Source organism: Musicola keenii, assembly GCF_014855505.1.
GTDB classification, from domain to species: domain Bacteria; phylum Pseudomonadota; class Gammaproteobacteria; order Enterobacterales; family Enterobacteriaceae; genus Musicola; species Musicola paradisiaca.
The window spans coordinates 91,829-107,874 of the sequence record NZ_JAAWVW010000010.1; the positions used below are offsets into that span (position 1 = coordinate 91,829).

Consider the following 16,046-nt stretch of genomic DNA (forward strand, 5'->3'; position numbering starts at 1 on the left):
CCAGAGATAATGAAAATCACGCTGGAAGAGATGCAGGCATTCATTGCTGTAGTGGATTGCGGGTCTGTCACCGCCGCCGCCGGGCAGTTGGGACAGACGGCCTCCGGTATCAGCCGGGCGATTGGGCGCCTGGAAAGCAAGCTCGGCGTGACGTTGCTGCATCGCACCACTCGCCGGTTGTCGCTTTCCGAAGAGGGGCAAATTTTTCTGTTGCAAGCCCGCGATGTGACCCAGTCCGTGGAGGCGGCGGAAGAGCAGATGGCGCTGCGCCGCGAACAGCCTAGCGGACGCCTGCGCATCAATGCGGCGTCTTCCTTCATGCAGCACGTCATCGTGCCACTGATCCCTGAGTTTCGTCGCCGTTATCCGCAAATTATGCTGGAGCTCAATACGGATGATGTGTTCATCGATCTGCTGGAACAGCATACCGATGTGGCGATCCGTATCGGCGCGCTGCGTGATTCCTCCATCCATGCCCGACTATTGGGATATACCCGGTTGCGCGTGCTGGCCAGCCCGGATTATTTGCGCCGGTGCGGCACGCCGCTGCGGGTAGAGGATTTGGCCAACCATACGCTGATGGGGTTTACCCAATCGGAATCGCTCAACCTCTGGCCGCTGCGCAGTGAAATGGGGGATTATTACCCGATCCAGCCTGCTGTTGCGGCGTCTAACGGTGAGATGCTGCGGTTGCTGGCATTACACGGCGAAGGGATTGTGCGCCTGTCGGATTTTATGACCCGGGAAGATGTAGCGGCCGGCCTGCTGGTGCAAATTCTGCCGGAGGATACGCTGGATGTGCGGTTGCCGGTCAACGCGGTTTACTACCGCAACACCGCGTTGGCCGGGCGCATCGTCAGCTTTCTGGATTTTCTGAGCGAGAAAATCGCGCTGCATCCGCTATAGGCGCTCCACCGGAAGTTTAGGCGAAAAGTTTGTCCAGATGAGCGCGATAACGGATGAGGTCGTTTTCCACGTCCGGCGCTTTAATGACGTCATTGCAGATGAACGTCGGCAGTGCCGACAGGCCGATAAACTGGTTGGCCTTGTGGAATGGCAGGTATACGCCGTCGACCCCCACGCCGTGGAAGAACTGATCCGGCTCGGTGAAGGCTTCCAGTGGGGCATTCCAGGTCAGGGACAACAGATATTTTTTCCCTTGCAGCAACCCGCCGGAGCCATATTTTTTGCTGGCGTCCTCACGGGAACGCCCATCGCTGGCATACAACGAGCCATGCCCCGCCGTGAACACTTCATCGATGTATTTCTTCAGGATCCAGGGCGCGCCCATCCACCAACCGGGCATCTGATAGATAACGGCGTCGGCCCACAGGTAATGCTGTACTTCCTGGGCGATGTCGTAACCGGCGTCCACATGCGTTACGCGGACGTCGCGACTTTTGTCGCGCAGGAAAGAGGCCGCCGCGTCGGTGAGTGTCCGGTTGAGTTCACCTTTGGAATGGCCGAAAGACTTGCCGGCATTGATAATGAGGATGTTATGCATGATGAGTCGCCTCGGATGGTGTAAGTGGAAAAAGAGTGAAGGCCAGTCTATCCGGGCAATGCGCAGAGAAAAACGTGCGATAACTCACAACACTATTGACTGTGACGCAACAATCCACGCTAACACTGAAGTGGCAAACCCTATTGTGACGAGAGGGACAACTTGCGGTACTATCCGGGCTGCATCTGCCACTGCGCGTGTTGGTTGGTTTGGTCTGACATGGCAACGCCACGGTTTAAGGATTATTAATGAGCGATATGACTCATGACGGCGCGGAACGTCTCGCGCTACACACATTTACGGAAAACGCCTATCTCAACTATTCCATGTACGTCATCATGGATAGGGCGTTACCTTTCATCGGCGACGGCCTCAAGCCGGTTCAGCGTCGCATTGTTTATGCAATGTCGGAGCTGGGGCTGAGCGCCAGCGCCAAGTTCAAAAAATCCGCACGCACCGTCGGTGACGTGTTGGGTAAATACCATCCTCATGGCGACAGCGCCTGTTATGAAGCCATGGTGCTGATGGCTCAACCCTTTTCCTACCGTTATCCGCTGGTGGACGGCCAGGGCAACTGGGGGGCGCCGGACGATCCCAAGTCTTTCGCTGCCATGCGTTATACCGAGTCCCGTCTGTCGAAATACGCGGAAGTATTGCTGGGTGAACTGGGTCAAGGAACGGTGGATTATGTGCCGAACTTTGATGGCACCATGCAGGAGCCGAAGATGCTGCCTGCGCGTTTGCCGAACATTCTGCTCAACGGCACCACCGGTATTGCGGTGGGGATGGCCACCGATATTCCGCCGCATAACGTGCGTGAAGTGGCCGCCGCCGCCGTGGCGTTGATCGACAACCCAGACGCCACGCTCGACGCGCTGTTACAGCATGTTCAGGCGCCGGATTTCCCCACCGAAGCAGAGATCATCACATCGCGCGACGAACTGCGCAAAATGTATGAAACCGGGCGCGGTTCGGTGCGTATGCGCGCCGTGTGGAAGAAAGAGGACGGCAGCGTGGTCATCACTGCGTTGCCGCACCAGGTTTCCGGTGCGCGGGTGCTGGAGCAGATCGCCAGCCAGATGCGTGCCAAGAAGCTGCCGATGATCGACGATCTGCGGGACGAGTCCGACCACGAAAACCCGACCCGTCTGGTACTGGTGCCGCGTTCCAACCGTATCGATCTGGATATGGTGATGAACCATCTGTTCGCCACCACCGATCTGGAAAAAAGCTACCGCATCAATATGAACATGATCGGTCTGGACGGGCGCCCTGGCGTGAAGGGGTTGCAGGAGATCCTGACCGAATGGCTGGCGTTCCGGCGCGACACCGTGCGTCGCCGCCTCAGTTTCCGTCTGGATAAGGTGCTCAAACGCCTGCATGTGCTGGAAGGTTTGCTGGTCGCTTTTCTGAGCATCGACGAAGTCATCCACATCATCCGTTCCGAAGATGAACCCAAGCCAGTGCTGATGGCGCGATTCGGGCTGAGTGATACGCAGGCGGAAGCCATTCTGGAATTGAAACTGCGTCATTTGGCCAAATTGGAAGAGATGAAGATTCGCGGCGAGCAGGACGAACTGGCCAAAGAACGCGATCAGATCCAGGACATCCTGGCGTCAGAACGCAAGATGAGCAACCTGCTGAAGAAGGAAATTCAGGCGGATGCTAAAGCCTATGGCGACGATCGTCGCTCGCCGTTGCAGGAACGCGCCGAAGCGAAAGCCATGAGTGAGCATGACCTGTCTCCGTCGGAACCGGTGACTATCGTGCTGTCGGAAATGGGATGGGTGCGCAGCGCCAAGGGGCACGACATCGATCCGAGCGGCCTTAATTACAAAGCGGGTGACAACTATCGCGCGGCGGCTCGCGGCAAAAGCAACCAGCCGGTGGTATTTATCGATTCCACCGGGCGCAGCTATGCGTTGGATCCGCTGACGTTGCCTTCCGCCCGTGGTCAGGGTGAACCCTTGACCGGCAAGCTGACTTTGCCGCCGGGCGCGACGGTGGAACAGGTGTTGATGACGGCGGATGAGCAGCGCCTGCTGTTGGCGTCCGACGCCGGTTACGGTTTCATCTGTACGTTTAGCGATTTGGTGGCGCGCAACCGTGTCGGTAAAGCGGTACTGACCCTGCCGGATAACGCGAAAGTGCTGCCGCCGCTGGAGGTGTCTCACGATGACGATCTGTTGCTGACCATCACCGCTGCGGGCCGGATGTTGTTGTTCCCGGTGGCGGATTTGCCGCAATTGTCGAAAGGCAAAGGCAATAAAATTGTCGCTATTCCGGCGGCGCAAGCGGCCAGCGGCGAAGACCGCATCCTGTGGCTGCAGGTGATTTCGCCGCGCGCCACGGTGACGCTGCATTCTGGTAAACGCAAGTATGCCCTGCGTCCGGAAGAACTGCAGAAATTCACCGCCAGCCGCGGCTGCAAAGGAACAACGCTGCCGCGCGGCCTGCAGCGCGTTGACCGGGTCGACGTGGATAGCCCGGTAGTGGCGCAGGATGGCGGCAGCGAAGAGTAAATCTGTCGGCGAAAGCGTACATGCCTGGTTCAGGCGACACGCCCGATGGGGCGGTATATCAGCCCCGCCGGGAATGGAACTGGCGTAACGGCATGGCGCATTCCACCTTGCTGTTACGCCGGCAGGGAAGCGTAGGTTCTGGGTGTTTTTCCCCGCCGTTATCCTTTTCCTCGCTCCGGCACAGAGCGCGTTGGCGTGTGCTCTCGTTTCCGTCGTGATGTTTCCCCACCGTGGTGATGTCAGCCCTCCGCGCTGCTGCCGGGCGTGCGCTGGCGCAAGGTTCGCCGTGTGTTTTATGACGAAGTGGTTATACTAGCGGCGGCAATAGGCTAATGAGGTAGCTATGTTATTAATTCTGCGGTTTTTAGTGGTCATTCTCTTTTCCATAGCGGTTTGTGTGCTGGGTTTGGTCTACTGCTCGTTCACCCCGCGCGACCCACGCCATGTGTCCCGTTTCGGGCGTTTGTTTGCCAAGTTATCGGTGGTTTTCGGCCTGAAAGTGCATCTCCGTCAGCCTGAAGGTGAAACTTATCCGGGATGCTATATCTACATCGCCAATCACCAAAATAACTACGACATGATTACCGCAGCCAACGTGGTGTTGCCGGGTACCGTGACGGTAGGAAAGAAAAGCCTGGTATGGATCCCATTCTTCGGGCCGTTGTACTGGCTGACCGGCAACCTGTTGATCGACCGTGAAAACCGCGCCAAGGCGCACGGCACTATTGCGCAGGTGGTGAAGCATATTAAAGAGCGGCATATTTCCGTCTGGATGTTCCCGGAAGGGACTCGTAGCCGGGGGCGCGGTCTGATGCCGTTCAAAACCGGTGCATTCCATGCCGCCATCTCCGCCGGGGTGCCGATCGTCCCCATCTGTGTTTCCACGACCCACGGTAAGATCAAACTGAATCGCTGGAACAACGGACACGCCATTGTGGAGATGCTGCCGCCGATCGATACCAGCGCTTACGGCAAGGATCAGGTGCGGGAACTGGCCGTTTACTGCCACGAAGTGATGGCGGCCAAAATTGCCGAACTGGATGAGGAAGTTGCACGGCTGAATGCGGCGCAGCAAGGTTAATTGTCTGAGAAATATTTGGGTTAACACGTTGTTGGAGTCACTATGTCATTAAGCCGGCGTCAATTTCTGCAGGCAACCGGGGCGGCCGTATGTGCCGGAGCCGTTTCTCTGCCGGCTCGCGCCTCAGGGACGCAGAACCCGTTGCCGGTGCCTCCGCTGATGGAGCCGCGTCGCGGGCAACCCGTCTTTTTGACGCTACAACGGGCGAATTGGTCATTCACCGGTGATCGCAAAGCGTCGGTCTGGGGCTTCAATGGACGCTACCTGGGCCCGACCGTGCGGGTGAACAGCAATGACGACGTTAAAGTGATCTACAGCAACCGTCTGAGTGAGCCGGTGTCGATGACGGTTAGCGGCCTGCAAGTACCGGGCTCATTGATGGGCGGCGCCGGGCGTATGATTCAGCCGAACATGGACTGGTCGCCGGTGCTGCCGATACGTCAGGCTGCGGCAACCTGCTGGTATCACGCCAATACGCCGAACCGTATGGCGCAGCACGTGTATAACGGCGTGGCCGGCCTGTGGCTGGTGGAGGACGCCGTCAGCAAAGCCTTGCCGATCCCCAATCATTACGGTGTGGATGACTTTCCGGTGGTGATTCAGGATAAGCGGCTGGATAATTTCGGCACGCCGCAATACAGCCAGCCCGGCAGCGGCGGTTTTATGGGCGATACGCTGGTGGTGAACGGCGTGCAGAACCCCTATGTGGAAGTGTCTCGCGGCTGGGTGCGGCTGCGCTTGTTGAACGCCTCCAACGCTCGCCGTTACGTGATGTACATGAGCGACGGCCGGCCGATGTTTCTGATTGCCAGCGATCAGGGGTTCCTGCCGGTGCCGGTGGCACTCAATCAGATGTCGCTGGCGCCGGGCGAGCGTCGCGAAGTGCTGGTCGATATGTCGCAAGGCAGTGAAGTGACGCTGACCGCCGGAAAATCCGCCACCTTCATGGAGCGAATCCGCGGCCTGTTCGAACCGTCCAATATCCTGATTTCCTCGCAGATTCTGACGCTGCGTCCCACCGGTATGCTGCCGTTGGCCACCGATGCGCTGCCGATGCAGCTGCTGGCGGATACCATGCTGAATGCCGGTGTCAGCCGCACGCGCGAATTCCGTCTGGGGGATAGCCTGCCGGGCATCAACGGCGCGATGTGGGATGCCAACCGCGTCGATGTGCAGACGCAGGTCGGGCGTTGTGAGCGCTGGATCGTCCACGCGGATAAGCCCCAGCCGTTCCATATTCAGGGTGCGTCGTTTCTGGTGCGCGGCGTCAACGGCAGCCCAGCGGCGTCGGAGGATTCCGGTTGGAAGGATACGGTATGGGTGGAGAACGATGTGGAACTGCTGGTCTACTTCGGCCAGTTTTCGACGCCGCAGTTCCCGTTCCTGTATTACAGCCATACGCTGGAGATGGCGGATCGTGGCTCGGATGGCCAACTGGTGGTACAGCCGAATTAGGCTGTCGTTCCGGATAACATGACCGCCGACGGCGGTCGTTTCCCTCTCCTGATTTTCCTCTTCCTGGTTTTTGTCGCCCCGGCGGTGCCGGTAAACGGCACCGCCGTCCTGATGCGGGTTCAGGATGCGCTGTGGGTGACAGGAAAGCGCCGTTGTAGCTGTACCCAATCCGGTGCGCTGGCCGCCCCGGTGTTTTCGACCACAAAAGCCGCCACCCGATTGGCCAAATCTACCGCGCCATCCAACATCCAGCCTGCCGATAGCCCTGCCAGCAAGCCGCCGCAGTGGGCATCGCCCGCGCCGATGGTATCGGCCACTGTTGCGGGGTAGGCCGCCAGGTGACGCGGCGCGCCGTCCGGCGGGCAAATCCATGCACCATCCTGATCCAGATGGCAAATCAGGGTCAACCCCCATTGTTCGGCATAACGAGCGGCCTGCGCGGCGGGTTCGCCGGCGCCGCACAGGTAGCGGGTTTCGTCTCGATTGAGCGTGAGCAGCGTATCACTGCCCTGCAAGGCGGGGATAAAGTCGGCGGGGATATCTGCCAGACGGGGCCCAAGATCGATCAGCTTTTGCTGCGGATGCGCCAACAGCCAGCGACGCAGCGGAGCGCCAGCTTCGCCCACCAGTTCATAACCGCTGGCATAAATCAGCGCATTGGCGGGAGGAACCACGTTTGCCAGTAGCTCATCGCTCCAGATACCTTCACAGCCAGGAACGGAGATAAACGTGCGCTCGCCGTTTGGTTCCACCAGCGCCAGACACCAACCGTTATCCATATGACTGTGCCGCAGCAGTACCGTCATCTCCAGCGTCTGCATGGTTTCTTCCACCTGCTGGCCCCATACGCCGTTACCGACCGTCATACCGTTGATCACCGGAACTTCCAGACGGCGCAATACTCTGGCGACGTTGAACGCACAACCGCCGATCTGGCTACCGCGATTTTCCGCCTCCAGATCTTCGCCGCTATGGGGCAAGCGGGCCAACCCTAACACGATATCGCCGACCGCAGCACCGATGACGACGACGGGTCTTGTTGCGTGAAACGATCTCATGCGCGTTGCTCCTGCGGCGCCAGCCGCAAAAACAGGCCATAGGCGATCAGACTGATGCCGAAAGCGATAAAGATGCCGAGGCTAGAGCTTTCAAAAATGCCCTTGGCAAGCGGCCCGTCGATAAAGCCGGTTTTAGTGACCATGAGTCCGCTGATCGCGCCGAGCAACCAGCAACACAGCGGGATCCAGCGGGTGTGGCGGTTTTTGCCGTTGAGTCCGAACAACAGCTCGGCAGGATAGCCGTGATGCCGACGCAGCCAGAGATAGTCGAGAATAAACATGGCCGCCCAAGCGGAGAGGAACACACCGCAGAACATCAGGAAGGAGATGAATGGCGTCAGGAAATCGCCGGAAATGTACAGAACATACACCGAAACGCTGAGCATCAGCACGGCGTCAATACTGACCGCAACCGACTGACGCACCCGGATGCCGATGGTCAGCAGATTCAGGCTGGCGGAATACAGGCTCAGCACGGCGATGGTGACGATACCCGCCGTCGCCGTCAGCAAATAGGGAACCGCCATCCAGGTGGGTAGTACGGTGCCGATCAGTGCGATGGGGTTGGCGGATCCCGCCAGATCCTGCAGGCGCGATGAGAGCAGGATCCCCGCCAGCATCAGCAGTACCAGCGGCAGGCAGGCGCCGATGAAGACCGCAGAAAAAATATGCGAGCGCGGCGTGGTGGGGCGTTGGTAGCGGCTGTAGTCGGCGCCGGCGATGGTCCAACCGATGCCGGTACCTGCCGCGATAACGGACACGGCGGGCAGAAAACCGGTCAGCCAATTGCCGGAAGGCAGATTTAGTACCTGGCTCCAGGGGGTGTTGAACAGAATATGGATGACCACGATCAGCGTCATGGTGCCGAAAATCTTGCTGAACCAGCTTTGCATCAGAAACAGAATGTTTTGGCCCAGCAGGCTGACCACGATAGTGAGCCCGGCAAACAGCAGCAGACTGACGGTAGTGAGTGAGGTACCACTATGAAAACCAAGCGCTTCGAACATCGCAGCCAGCGTCATGGTGCCGGTGATCACATTGACCGCTTCCCAGCCGATCAGGGTGAACCACCCGAAGGCGGTGGGCACGATATTGCCGCGTAGCCCGAAGATGGCGCGGGACAACGTGAGCGTAGACGTGCGGCCTAGTTGTCCGGCAAACGAGGTGTAACCAACCAGCGCGAAACTGGCGACGCCCACCAGCGCGGCCAGCACGGCTTGGATCAACGACAGCCCGAATGACACGATGATGGCACCGTAGACGATGCCGAGAATACCGATGTTGGCGGCGCACCAGATCCAAAACAACTGCAACGGCGTGCCGGTACGTTCTTCATCCGGCACCAGGTCAATGCCGGTTTCTTCCACCTTTATCCAGGGCTTGCTTTGCGGTTCGCTGTGCTGCATTTCACCCATGTTGGCGTACTCCTTTTCAGCCTGAGTTCAGAGAGTGATGCGGCAAGGGGGGTAAAGTCAGTCGCGTTGACCTGATTAATGGTAGAGATCCATGCCGCAGGAAAAGCCTTGATGCCGTGCAGCGCACCGCAAATTGCGGTGGCCATGGCGCCAATCGTGTCCGTATCGCCGCCAAGATTGGCGGATAATACGGCGCAACGCTGCGGATGGGTGTCGGCCAGCTCCACCAGGGCCAGCGCCATCGGCACTGACTCCAGTGTGTCCATACCTGCGCCCAACGTATCGTAAAGTTCCGACAGCGCGCGGGAATCAGGCAAGTTGCGAAGGTTCTCGGTAAAATTGAGGGCCTGCGTAATTCGACGGCCCAATTGTGGGCAAAAGGTGGTAATGCATTGCCGTTGCACGTTTTCAGTCAAGCCGGGAAGCTCGACTTTGAGCGCCTGCCAGCTTACGCCGTCAATGGCTCGGCTGATGGCCCAGGCAATAGCGAATGCGCCGGCGACGGCAATATCAGACTGATGCGTAGGGCTGCAAGCCAGGCGGACGGCCTGAATGAACGCTTCGTTATCCGACGTATCTGCCACGCACCCCAACGGTGCGATGCGCATGGCGGCACCGTTGGTGACGCCGTTAGCCTGAATATCATGGACAGGCGTACCGACGCGGATGGCGTTTAGCGCGGCCTTGGAGCTGGGGCCGAGGACATTGCGTTCAAAAGCGTTGATGCGTTCGGCCCATGCCAGAATATGCCTGGCGATACGTTCCGGTTCGACCGCGCCGCCGGCTTCCACGATAGCTTTCAGGAGCGCGATGGCTTGTTGTGTGTCATCGGTGTATTCGCCGGCTTTCAGTCCCTGTGCTGCGACATTTTCATCAGGGCCGGGTAGGAAGGTGTCGATCCAGCCGAAATGGCGGCGTACCTGTTCTTGCGGCCACAGTTCTGACGGCATCCCCATCGCGTCACCTACTGCCTGGCCGTAAAGACAGCCGAGAATGGCGTCGTGAGGATTTTTCGTTACGGTCATTAACGACCCCTGGTGTTGGCTCGGTGTAACCTGATAACTGGTGGTCAATGTACGTAAGATGAACGATAATGGCAAGGCCAATTTAATGCCATTAAAAGGCCAATTAAAGATCTGTGACGCTGATAAATGTGGCATCGCATCGTTTGTGGACGTCACAGCCGATAAAAATCAGAAGAACGCTATGCAAAAACTTTTCTCTGACCTGCGGGCGCTGCTGGAACAACCCTCGTCCGCCCCGCGCTACATGCAGCTGGCCCATATGCTGGAACACTGTCTTCACCAACGCAGCGATCTGGCGGGGCAGTTCCTGCCGCCCGAACGGCAGCTGGTTCAATTGCTGGGGCTGTCGCGAGTGACGGTTTCCCGATCGCTGGCGATGCTGGAAGAAAAAGGATTGATTATCCGCCAGCAGGGCGTCGGAACCCGCATTGCGCCGTTGCTGGATTATTCGCTGGACGAGGATGAATCCGGTTTTACCGCGTTAGTGCAGCAACAGGGCGGTTCGGCCGGTAATATCTGGCTGGCGCGCCAGACGGATATCGCTGCGCCGAAAGGCTTGACGCTACTGCTGCCGACGTTGTCCAGCCTGCGTATGACCAAACTGCATCGTGTGCGTTTGCTGAATGACGAGCCCGCATCACTGGAGAGTACCTGGATCCCGCTGCATCTGTTGCCGAACCCTGACGACGTGGAGACCTCGCTGTATCAGTATTGGGCGGCGCACGGTATTTTTCCGGGACGGAAGCAATTCTGGCTCAAGGCGTTGGGCGCACCGGATGATGTTGCGTCCTATCTGAAGATTCCCACTGGCGCGCCGGTGACGTTTCACCGGCAACTGACCTACGGCGATAAAGGGGAATTGCTGGAATACTGCGAAATTTTTTGTCGCAGCGACATTTACGAATTCCACGTTTCCTGTTAGCCGGAAGCGACACGGCGCCCCCGGCTATGTGATTGCGGATTTAGACTTTTTTATGCGTGTCCGAACGGGGGAGGTCGGGATCCTGGCCCAGCCGTTTACCACTATCCAGTGTGGCGATGGCGTCGATATCCTCCTGTTCCAATTTGAAGTCAAACACATCGATGTTTTCCCGGATACGGGACGGCGTTACCGATTTAGGTATAACGATCAAACCTCGATCCAGATGCCAGCGGATGACAATCTGGGCCGGCGATTTGGCATATTTTCGCGCCAGCTGCTGGATGACCGGGTGGTCGAACACGCCGTCGCCGCCTTGCGCCAGCGGGCTCCAGGACTCGGTGCGGATATGGCGGGCGGCATTCCATTGGGCCACATCGTGCTGCTGAAACAGCGGGTGCAGTTCGATTTGATTAACAACCGGCAATACACCGGTTTCATCCAGCAGGCGCTGCAGATGATGAGGTTTGAAATTGCAGACGCCGACGCTTTTGGCGAGCCCTTGTTCCTTCAGCCGTAGCAACCCTTGCCAGGCTTCCACATAGTGATCTAGCTCCGGCAACGGCCAGTGGATCAGGTAGAGGTCGATATACTCCAGTTGCAGACGGTTTAGGCTGTCCTGCAATGCCTGTTCCGGGGCCAAGTGGTCGGCATTCCAGAGCTTGGTGGTGACGAAGATTTCACTGCGAGGGACTGACGTGGCCTGCAGCGCTTGACCGACGCCAACCTCGTTACGGTAGATAGCGGCGGTGTCTATGGCACGGTAGCCCGCTGCCAGCGCTTCGGCGACCGCATTAGCGGCTTGTTCATTGCTGGCGCGCCAGACGCCAAGCCCGAGCTGCGGCATCACATTGCCGTCGGACAGGGTAATCATTGGGGGGACAGACATGTGGCTCTCCTGTTGTTTTTTCCGTCTGAATGCCGGTGCGAGCCGGGCGACGATAAAGACAAAGACGCCGCCTGACGGCAGCGTCCCGGACGACTGACAAACCTTCTGATGTTAACCCGTTTCCCCGGCGGTAAAGCCACTGCCTAAACCCGTTTTTGCAGGAGCGTACGGAAGAAACGGTTCCCGAAACGGCGCAGTGGGACGCGCCGATGGTATCGCTACATTCCGTCAGAGAGCCGCTTCATAGACGCGCTGACTGTGTTCCAGCGTGATGTCGTGGTGCTCGCCGAGCGCGGTCAGGTGCTTCTCGTTGAGCTTGCTCACCAGTGTCGGAATCGAGCTGCCATCCAGTTTATAGTCGGAGAAGCGGGTCGGAACACCAAGACTTTCAAAGAAATGGCGGGTGGCGGCGATCGCGCCGTCGATGCGCTCATCATCACTGCCTGAAGTCAGATTCCAGACGCGCTCAGCGTACTGCAACAGCTTTTCCCTTTTTTGAACGCGACGCGCATTCAGCATGGCCGGCAGCACGATGGCCAACGTCTGGGCGTGATCCAGGCCGTGCAGCGCGGTGATTTCGTGCCCCAGCATATGGGTCGACCAGTCTTGCGGCACGCCAGCGCCGATCAGGCCGTTCAGCGCTTGGGTTGCGCTCCACATCACGTTGGCGCGTACATCGTAGTTAGTCGGCTCTTTCAGTGCGCGTGGGCCTTCTTCAATCAATGTCAGCAGCAGCCCTTCCGCAAAACGATCCTGCACTTTGCCGTTGACCGGGTAGGTCAGGTACTGCTCGACGGTATGTACAAAGGCGTCGACAACGCCGTTGGCGATTTGGCGTGGTGGCAGTGAATAGGTGACTTCCGGGTCGAGAACCGCGAATTTCGGGCAAACCAGCGGATTCATGAATGCCTGCTTGTCACCGCTGGTCTTACGGGTGATAACCGCACCGGAATTGGATTCGGAACCGGTAGCCGGCAGGGTCAGCACCACGCCGATGGGCAGTGTGCTGGTGACTTCCGCGCCCCGGGTCAGCAGGATATGCCAGGGATCCGCCTCTACGGTGTAGTTGGCGGCGGCAGCGATGAACTTGGTGCCGTCCGCCACGGAGCCGCCGCCGACAGCCAGCAGAAAATCGATTTTTTCACGACGCACGATGTCGACCGCTTTCATCAGCGTTTCATAGGTCGGGTTGGGTTCAATACCGGAGAATTCCAGCACATAGCGGCCTTTGAGCGCGCTCATCACCTGATCGAACACGCCGTTGTGCTTGATGCTGCCGCCGCCGTAGGTCATCAGAATACGGGCGTCAGCCGGAATTTCCGCCGCCAGTCCAGCGATTTGTCCTTTGCCGAACAGAATTTTAGTCGGGGTGTGAAGGGTAAAGTTTTGCATGATTATTGATCCAGTTTGAAGCCTTGCTGCAAGAGCGCAGGGCGTACTTGAGGGAAGTAGATATGTTGGTAATAGCTGGCGGTATTGCTGCCCCAGGGCTCGCCATCACGGCGTCCGGTCTGTTCCCAGTGAGCCACCAGCGTCTGGTTGTATTGTTCGATGGCGGTCTTCAGGTGTTCCTGATGGTAAACCTCGTCGTGACGAAAGGTGTTTAGCGGCAGACGCGGTTTCTGGTATGCGGGCTTATCCACGTAGCCAAGCGCCAGCCCCGCCACCGGGAAAGTGAGCGACGGCAGTTGCAGCAGATCGATAATGGCCTGCGGTTGACGGCGAATGCCGCCGATGGGGACGATGCCAAGACCAAACGAATGTGCCGCTGCAATTAGCGTTCCCAGGGCAATCCCGACATCCGTGGCGCCAGAAACAATGCTCTCCACACTTTCGTGGGCGTGTTGAGTATTGCCGCTCATGTCGATGCCAGTGGCGGTTTTGTGCATGTCCAGCACCAATGCCAGGAAAACCGGCGCCTGCGCTATCCAGGGCTGCCCGCCTGCGAGTTCGGCGATGCGGGCGCGCCGCGCCGGATCACGAATGACAATCACTGAGACTTGCTGAGAGTTGACGGAGGTCGGCGCCAGGTGTGCGGCTTCAATGATAGCGGACAGCACGTCTTCCGGAATGGGTTTGTCCTGATAGCTGCGTTCGCTACGGTGTTGAGTCAGTAATTCGATGGTCTGATTCATGGCGATCCCTGTTATGTGGGGCGGGAAGTCGGGTGCGCGAGGCACTGACAGGATGTGCAAATATTCTCGGCCGATGCTAACGCGGCGGCAATGCTCATTTCTCTACATGTATTGCCTATTTCTGCAATATTAAGAAGAAAAGGGTGATTAGAATCCCCTCATATGTCATTTTATTTCTATTGTCTGTAAGAGATGAATATATGCAAAACCATAGTCAACGTCAGCGATTAGTCAATCTGGCGATGCCTTACATCAGTCGCAACTGTGTAACCCAATCGCCAATATCGCAGGTCAAAATTATTTATGCCGATACGCACAGTGCGCGAACGCCGGTGCTGTATGACCCTTGTATCGTGATTATCTTTCAGGGGCATAAAGTCGGTTATCTGGGGGATAAAGTCTTTCAGTATGATCCGCAAAACTACCTGCTAATGACGGTGCCGTTACCGTTTGAATGCGAAAACTTCGCTAGCCCGGAGAGTCCCATCGTCGGCATTTCCATTCGGGTGGATATCCCGATGCTGCAGGATTTACTGATCGAAATGGGTGATGACGGCAGCATGAAGAAACAGCGGGCGGATACCTCCGGATTCAGCAGCGTTCCGCTTAACGAGGCGCTGTTGTGCGCGGCCGAACGGTTACTGGAAGCGATGGCGGATGCCAGGGACGCCAGAGTGCTAGGCCCCTGGATTGTGCGCGAGGTTATCTACCATGTGCTGTGCGGGCCTTGCGGTGCGTCGCTGCATGCGCTGATGAACCGTTATAGCCATTTTGGGCAGGTAGCCCGCGCATTACGGCATATTGAAAACCATTACGCCGATAACCTAAGCGTAGAGCAGCTGGCTGGCGAGGTGAATATGAGTGTGTCGGCATTTCACCATAACTTCAAATCGGTGACTGGCACATCGCCGCTGCAGTATCTGAAATCATACCGTTTACACAAAGCACGCCAGTTGATGGTGCATAACGGCCTGCGCGCCAACGCCGCGTCAATGCAGGTTGGCTATGAGAGCCCGTCGCAGTTTAGCCGTGAATTTAAACGCTATTTCGGCACCACGCCGGGGGATGAAGTGGTCAAACTGCGATCCGGCACGGTGGCGATTGAAGGGAACTAGGGTTGAATTCTCACGAGAGGGGCGGCCACCTGCCAACGCGGCGCCCCGACGTAATGATCTGAATGGTAAAATCCGTGATATCAACCGGCGACGGCGCGTTTTTTACGCCATAGCACCAGCAGCATGCCAACCAGACCGCTTGCCAGCAAAATCACTGGCAGGATACAAAGCACGGTCATCACCAGATCTTCATGACGTTTCACCAGCGGGATATGGCTGATGGAGTAGCCCAGCGTGATAATACCGAAGACCCACAAAAAGCCACTCAGCCAGTTGAAAAACTGAAAACGGGAGTTGCTCAACCCGGAGATGCCGGCGATGGTGGGCAGTAGGGTGCGGACGAAGGCCAGAAAACGCCCGACCAGTAGCGCCGAGAGCCCGTGATGATGAAACAGATTATGCGTGCGTTGGTGGTAATGCGCCGGTAACTGGTGCAGCCATTTTTTTACCAGACGAGTATCCCCCAGCCAGCGCCCCTGCAGATAGCTCAGCCAGCAACCGAGGCTTGCCGCCAGCGTCAGCAGCAATACCGTGGGCATAAAGTGCATCACGCCTTTGGCAATCATGGCTCCGGCCAGTAGTAGTAGGCTATCACCCGGCAGGAAAGATGCAGGCAGCAGGCCATTCTCCAGAAACAGGGTGGTGAAAAGAACACTGTAAATCACCCATACCACATGGGGATCGGTCAACGCACTGAAGTCTTGTCGCCACAGTGCCTGAATAATTTCATGAACAACACTCATAATGCTTCCTGTCTGGTTTTGCTGTGACCCCTGAAGCTGCGATATTTTTCGCTTCCGCGTCTTAACAACGCAGGATCAAAAGAATAGGGAGAAAAAGGTAAATTTATAGTCATCATTGTTACGTTTCATCATACACGTATTACCTTTATGCCCGCAGCAGCTTCCAGGGGAAGGAAGAGATAGGG

The 16,046-nt window shown here is 57.6% G+C and carries 14 protein-coding genes; 6 read left to right on the forward strand and 8 right to left on the reverse strand.

From position 1 onward, the window contains the following. Nucleotides 1–9 precede the first annotated feature (9 nt). Nucleotides 10–906, forward strand: coding sequence for a LysR family transcriptional regulator (locus HEP82_RS12420; protein WP_192458367.1), 897 nt, complete (start codon nucleotides 10–12; stop codon nucleotides 904–906). A gap of 16 nt (nucleotides 907–922) precedes the next feature. On the opposite strand, the gene HEP82_RS12425 is transcribed toward HEP82_RS12420, so the two are convergent. Continuing rightward, entirely contained in the window at nucleotides 923–1,504 is a 582-nt protein-coding gene (locus HEP82_RS12425) for an NAD(P)H-dependent oxidoreductase (RefSeq protein ID WP_192458368.1), read from the reverse strand. 248 nt (nucleotides 1,505–1,752) lie between these two features. On the opposite strand from HEP82_RS12425, the gene parC reads away from it, so the two are divergent. The 3 genes from parC (at nucleotide 1,753) to ftsP (ending at nucleotide 6,562) form a co-directional block, all read left to right on the forward strand. Further along, entirely contained in the window at nucleotides 1,753–4,026 is a 2,274-nt protein-coding gene (parC, locus tag HEP82_RS12430) for a DNA topoisomerase IV subunit A (RefSeq protein WP_192458369.1), read from the forward strand. 343 nt (nucleotides 4,027–4,369) lie between these two features. After that, entirely contained in the window at nucleotides 4,370–5,107 is a 738-nt protein-coding gene (locus HEP82_RS12435) for a 1-acylglycerol-3-phosphate O-acyltransferase (protein ID WP_192458370.1), read from the forward strand. 42 nt (nucleotides 5,108–5,149) lie between these two features. Beyond that, nucleotides 5,150–6,562 carry a cell division protein FtsP gene (gene ftsP / locus HEP82_RS12440; protein WP_192458371.1) on the forward strand — a complete coding sequence of 471 codons (1,413 nt, stop codon included), beginning with the start codon at nucleotides 5,150–5,152 and terminating at the stop codon, nucleotides 6,560–6,562. 119 nt (nucleotides 6,563–6,681) lie between these two features. On the opposite strand, the gene HEP82_RS12445 is transcribed toward ftsP, so the two are convergent. The 3 genes from HEP82_RS12445 to HEP82_RS12455 are packed head-to-tail and all read right to left on the reverse strand — an operon-like array spanning nucleotide 6,682 to nucleotide 10,060. Beyond that, nucleotides 6,682–7,620 (reverse strand): PfkB family carbohydrate kinase, encoded by a 939-nt coding sequence (locus HEP82_RS12445; RefSeq protein ID WP_192458372.1) that lies wholly within the window; start codon nucleotides 7,618–7,620, stop codon nucleotides 6,682–6,684. After that, a complete protein-coding gene (locus HEP82_RS12450) occupies nucleotides 7,617–9,035 on the reverse strand; it encodes a purine-cytosine permease family protein (RefSeq protein ID WP_192458373.1) in 1,419 nt (472 codons plus the stop codon). The genes HEP82_RS12445 and HEP82_RS12450 overlap by 4 nt, the downstream gene beginning before the upstream one ends. Beyond that, nucleotides 8,990–10,060, reverse strand: a complete 1,071-nt coding sequence (locus tag HEP82_RS12455; protein ID WP_192458374.1) for an ADP-ribosylglycohydrolase family protein — start codon at nucleotides 10,058–10,060, stop codon at nucleotides 8,990–8,992. Before HEP82_RS12455 ends, HEP82_RS12450 begins: the two co-directional genes overlap by 46 nt. 181 nt (nucleotides 10,061–10,241) lie before the next feature. Between HEP82_RS12455 and HEP82_RS12460 the strand changes: the two genes are divergently transcribed. Next, nucleotides 10,242–10,982 carry a GntR family transcriptional regulator gene (locus HEP82_RS12460; protein WP_192458375.1) on the forward strand — a complete coding sequence of 247 codons (741 nt, stop codon included), beginning with the start codon at nucleotides 10,242–10,244 and terminating at the stop codon, nucleotides 10,980–10,982. A gap of 40 nt (nucleotides 10,983–11,022) precedes the next feature. Here HEP82_RS12460 and dkgA read toward each other — a convergent pair whose 3' ends face one another. The 3 genes from dkgA to HEP82_RS12475 form a co-directional block, all read right to left on the reverse strand. Next, on the reverse strand, nucleotides 11,023–11,868 hold the full coding sequence (gene dkgA, locus HEP82_RS12465; RefSeq protein ID WP_192458376.1) for a 2,5-didehydrogluconate reductase DkgA: 846 nt from the start codon (nucleotides 11,866–11,868) through the stop codon (nucleotides 11,023–11,025). 228 nt (nucleotides 11,869–12,096) lie between these two features. Continuing rightward, the gene (yqhD, locus tag HEP82_RS12470; RefSeq protein ID WP_192458377.1) at nucleotides 12,097–13,260 is read right to left on the reverse strand and encodes an alcohol dehydrogenase; all 1,164 of its coding nucleotides are present in this window, start codon (nucleotides 13,258–13,260) and stop codon (nucleotides 12,097–12,099) included. 2 nt (nucleotides 13,261–13,262) lie between these two features. After that, the gene (locus HEP82_RS12475; protein WP_192458378.1) at nucleotides 13,263–14,003 is read right to left on the reverse strand and encodes an NADPH-dependent oxidoreductase; all 741 of its coding nucleotides are present in this window, start codon (nucleotides 14,001–14,003) and stop codon (nucleotides 13,263–13,265) included. 200 nt (nucleotides 14,004–14,203) lie between these two features. On the opposite strand from HEP82_RS12475, the gene HEP82_RS12480 reads away from it, so the two are divergent. After that, nucleotides 14,204–15,118 carry an AraC family transcriptional regulator gene (locus HEP82_RS12480; protein WP_192458379.1) on the forward strand — a complete coding sequence of 305 codons (915 nt, stop codon included), beginning with the start codon at nucleotides 14,204–14,206 and terminating at the stop codon, nucleotides 15,116–15,118. 80 nt (nucleotides 15,119–15,198) lie between these two features. Here HEP82_RS12480 and HEP82_RS12485 read toward each other — a convergent pair whose 3' ends face one another. After that, on the reverse strand, nucleotides 15,199–15,861 hold the full coding sequence (locus HEP82_RS12485) for a DedA family protein (protein WP_192458380.1): 663 nt from the start codon (nucleotides 15,859–15,861) through the stop codon (nucleotides 15,199–15,201). Nucleotides 15,862–16,046 lie beyond the last annotated feature (185 nt).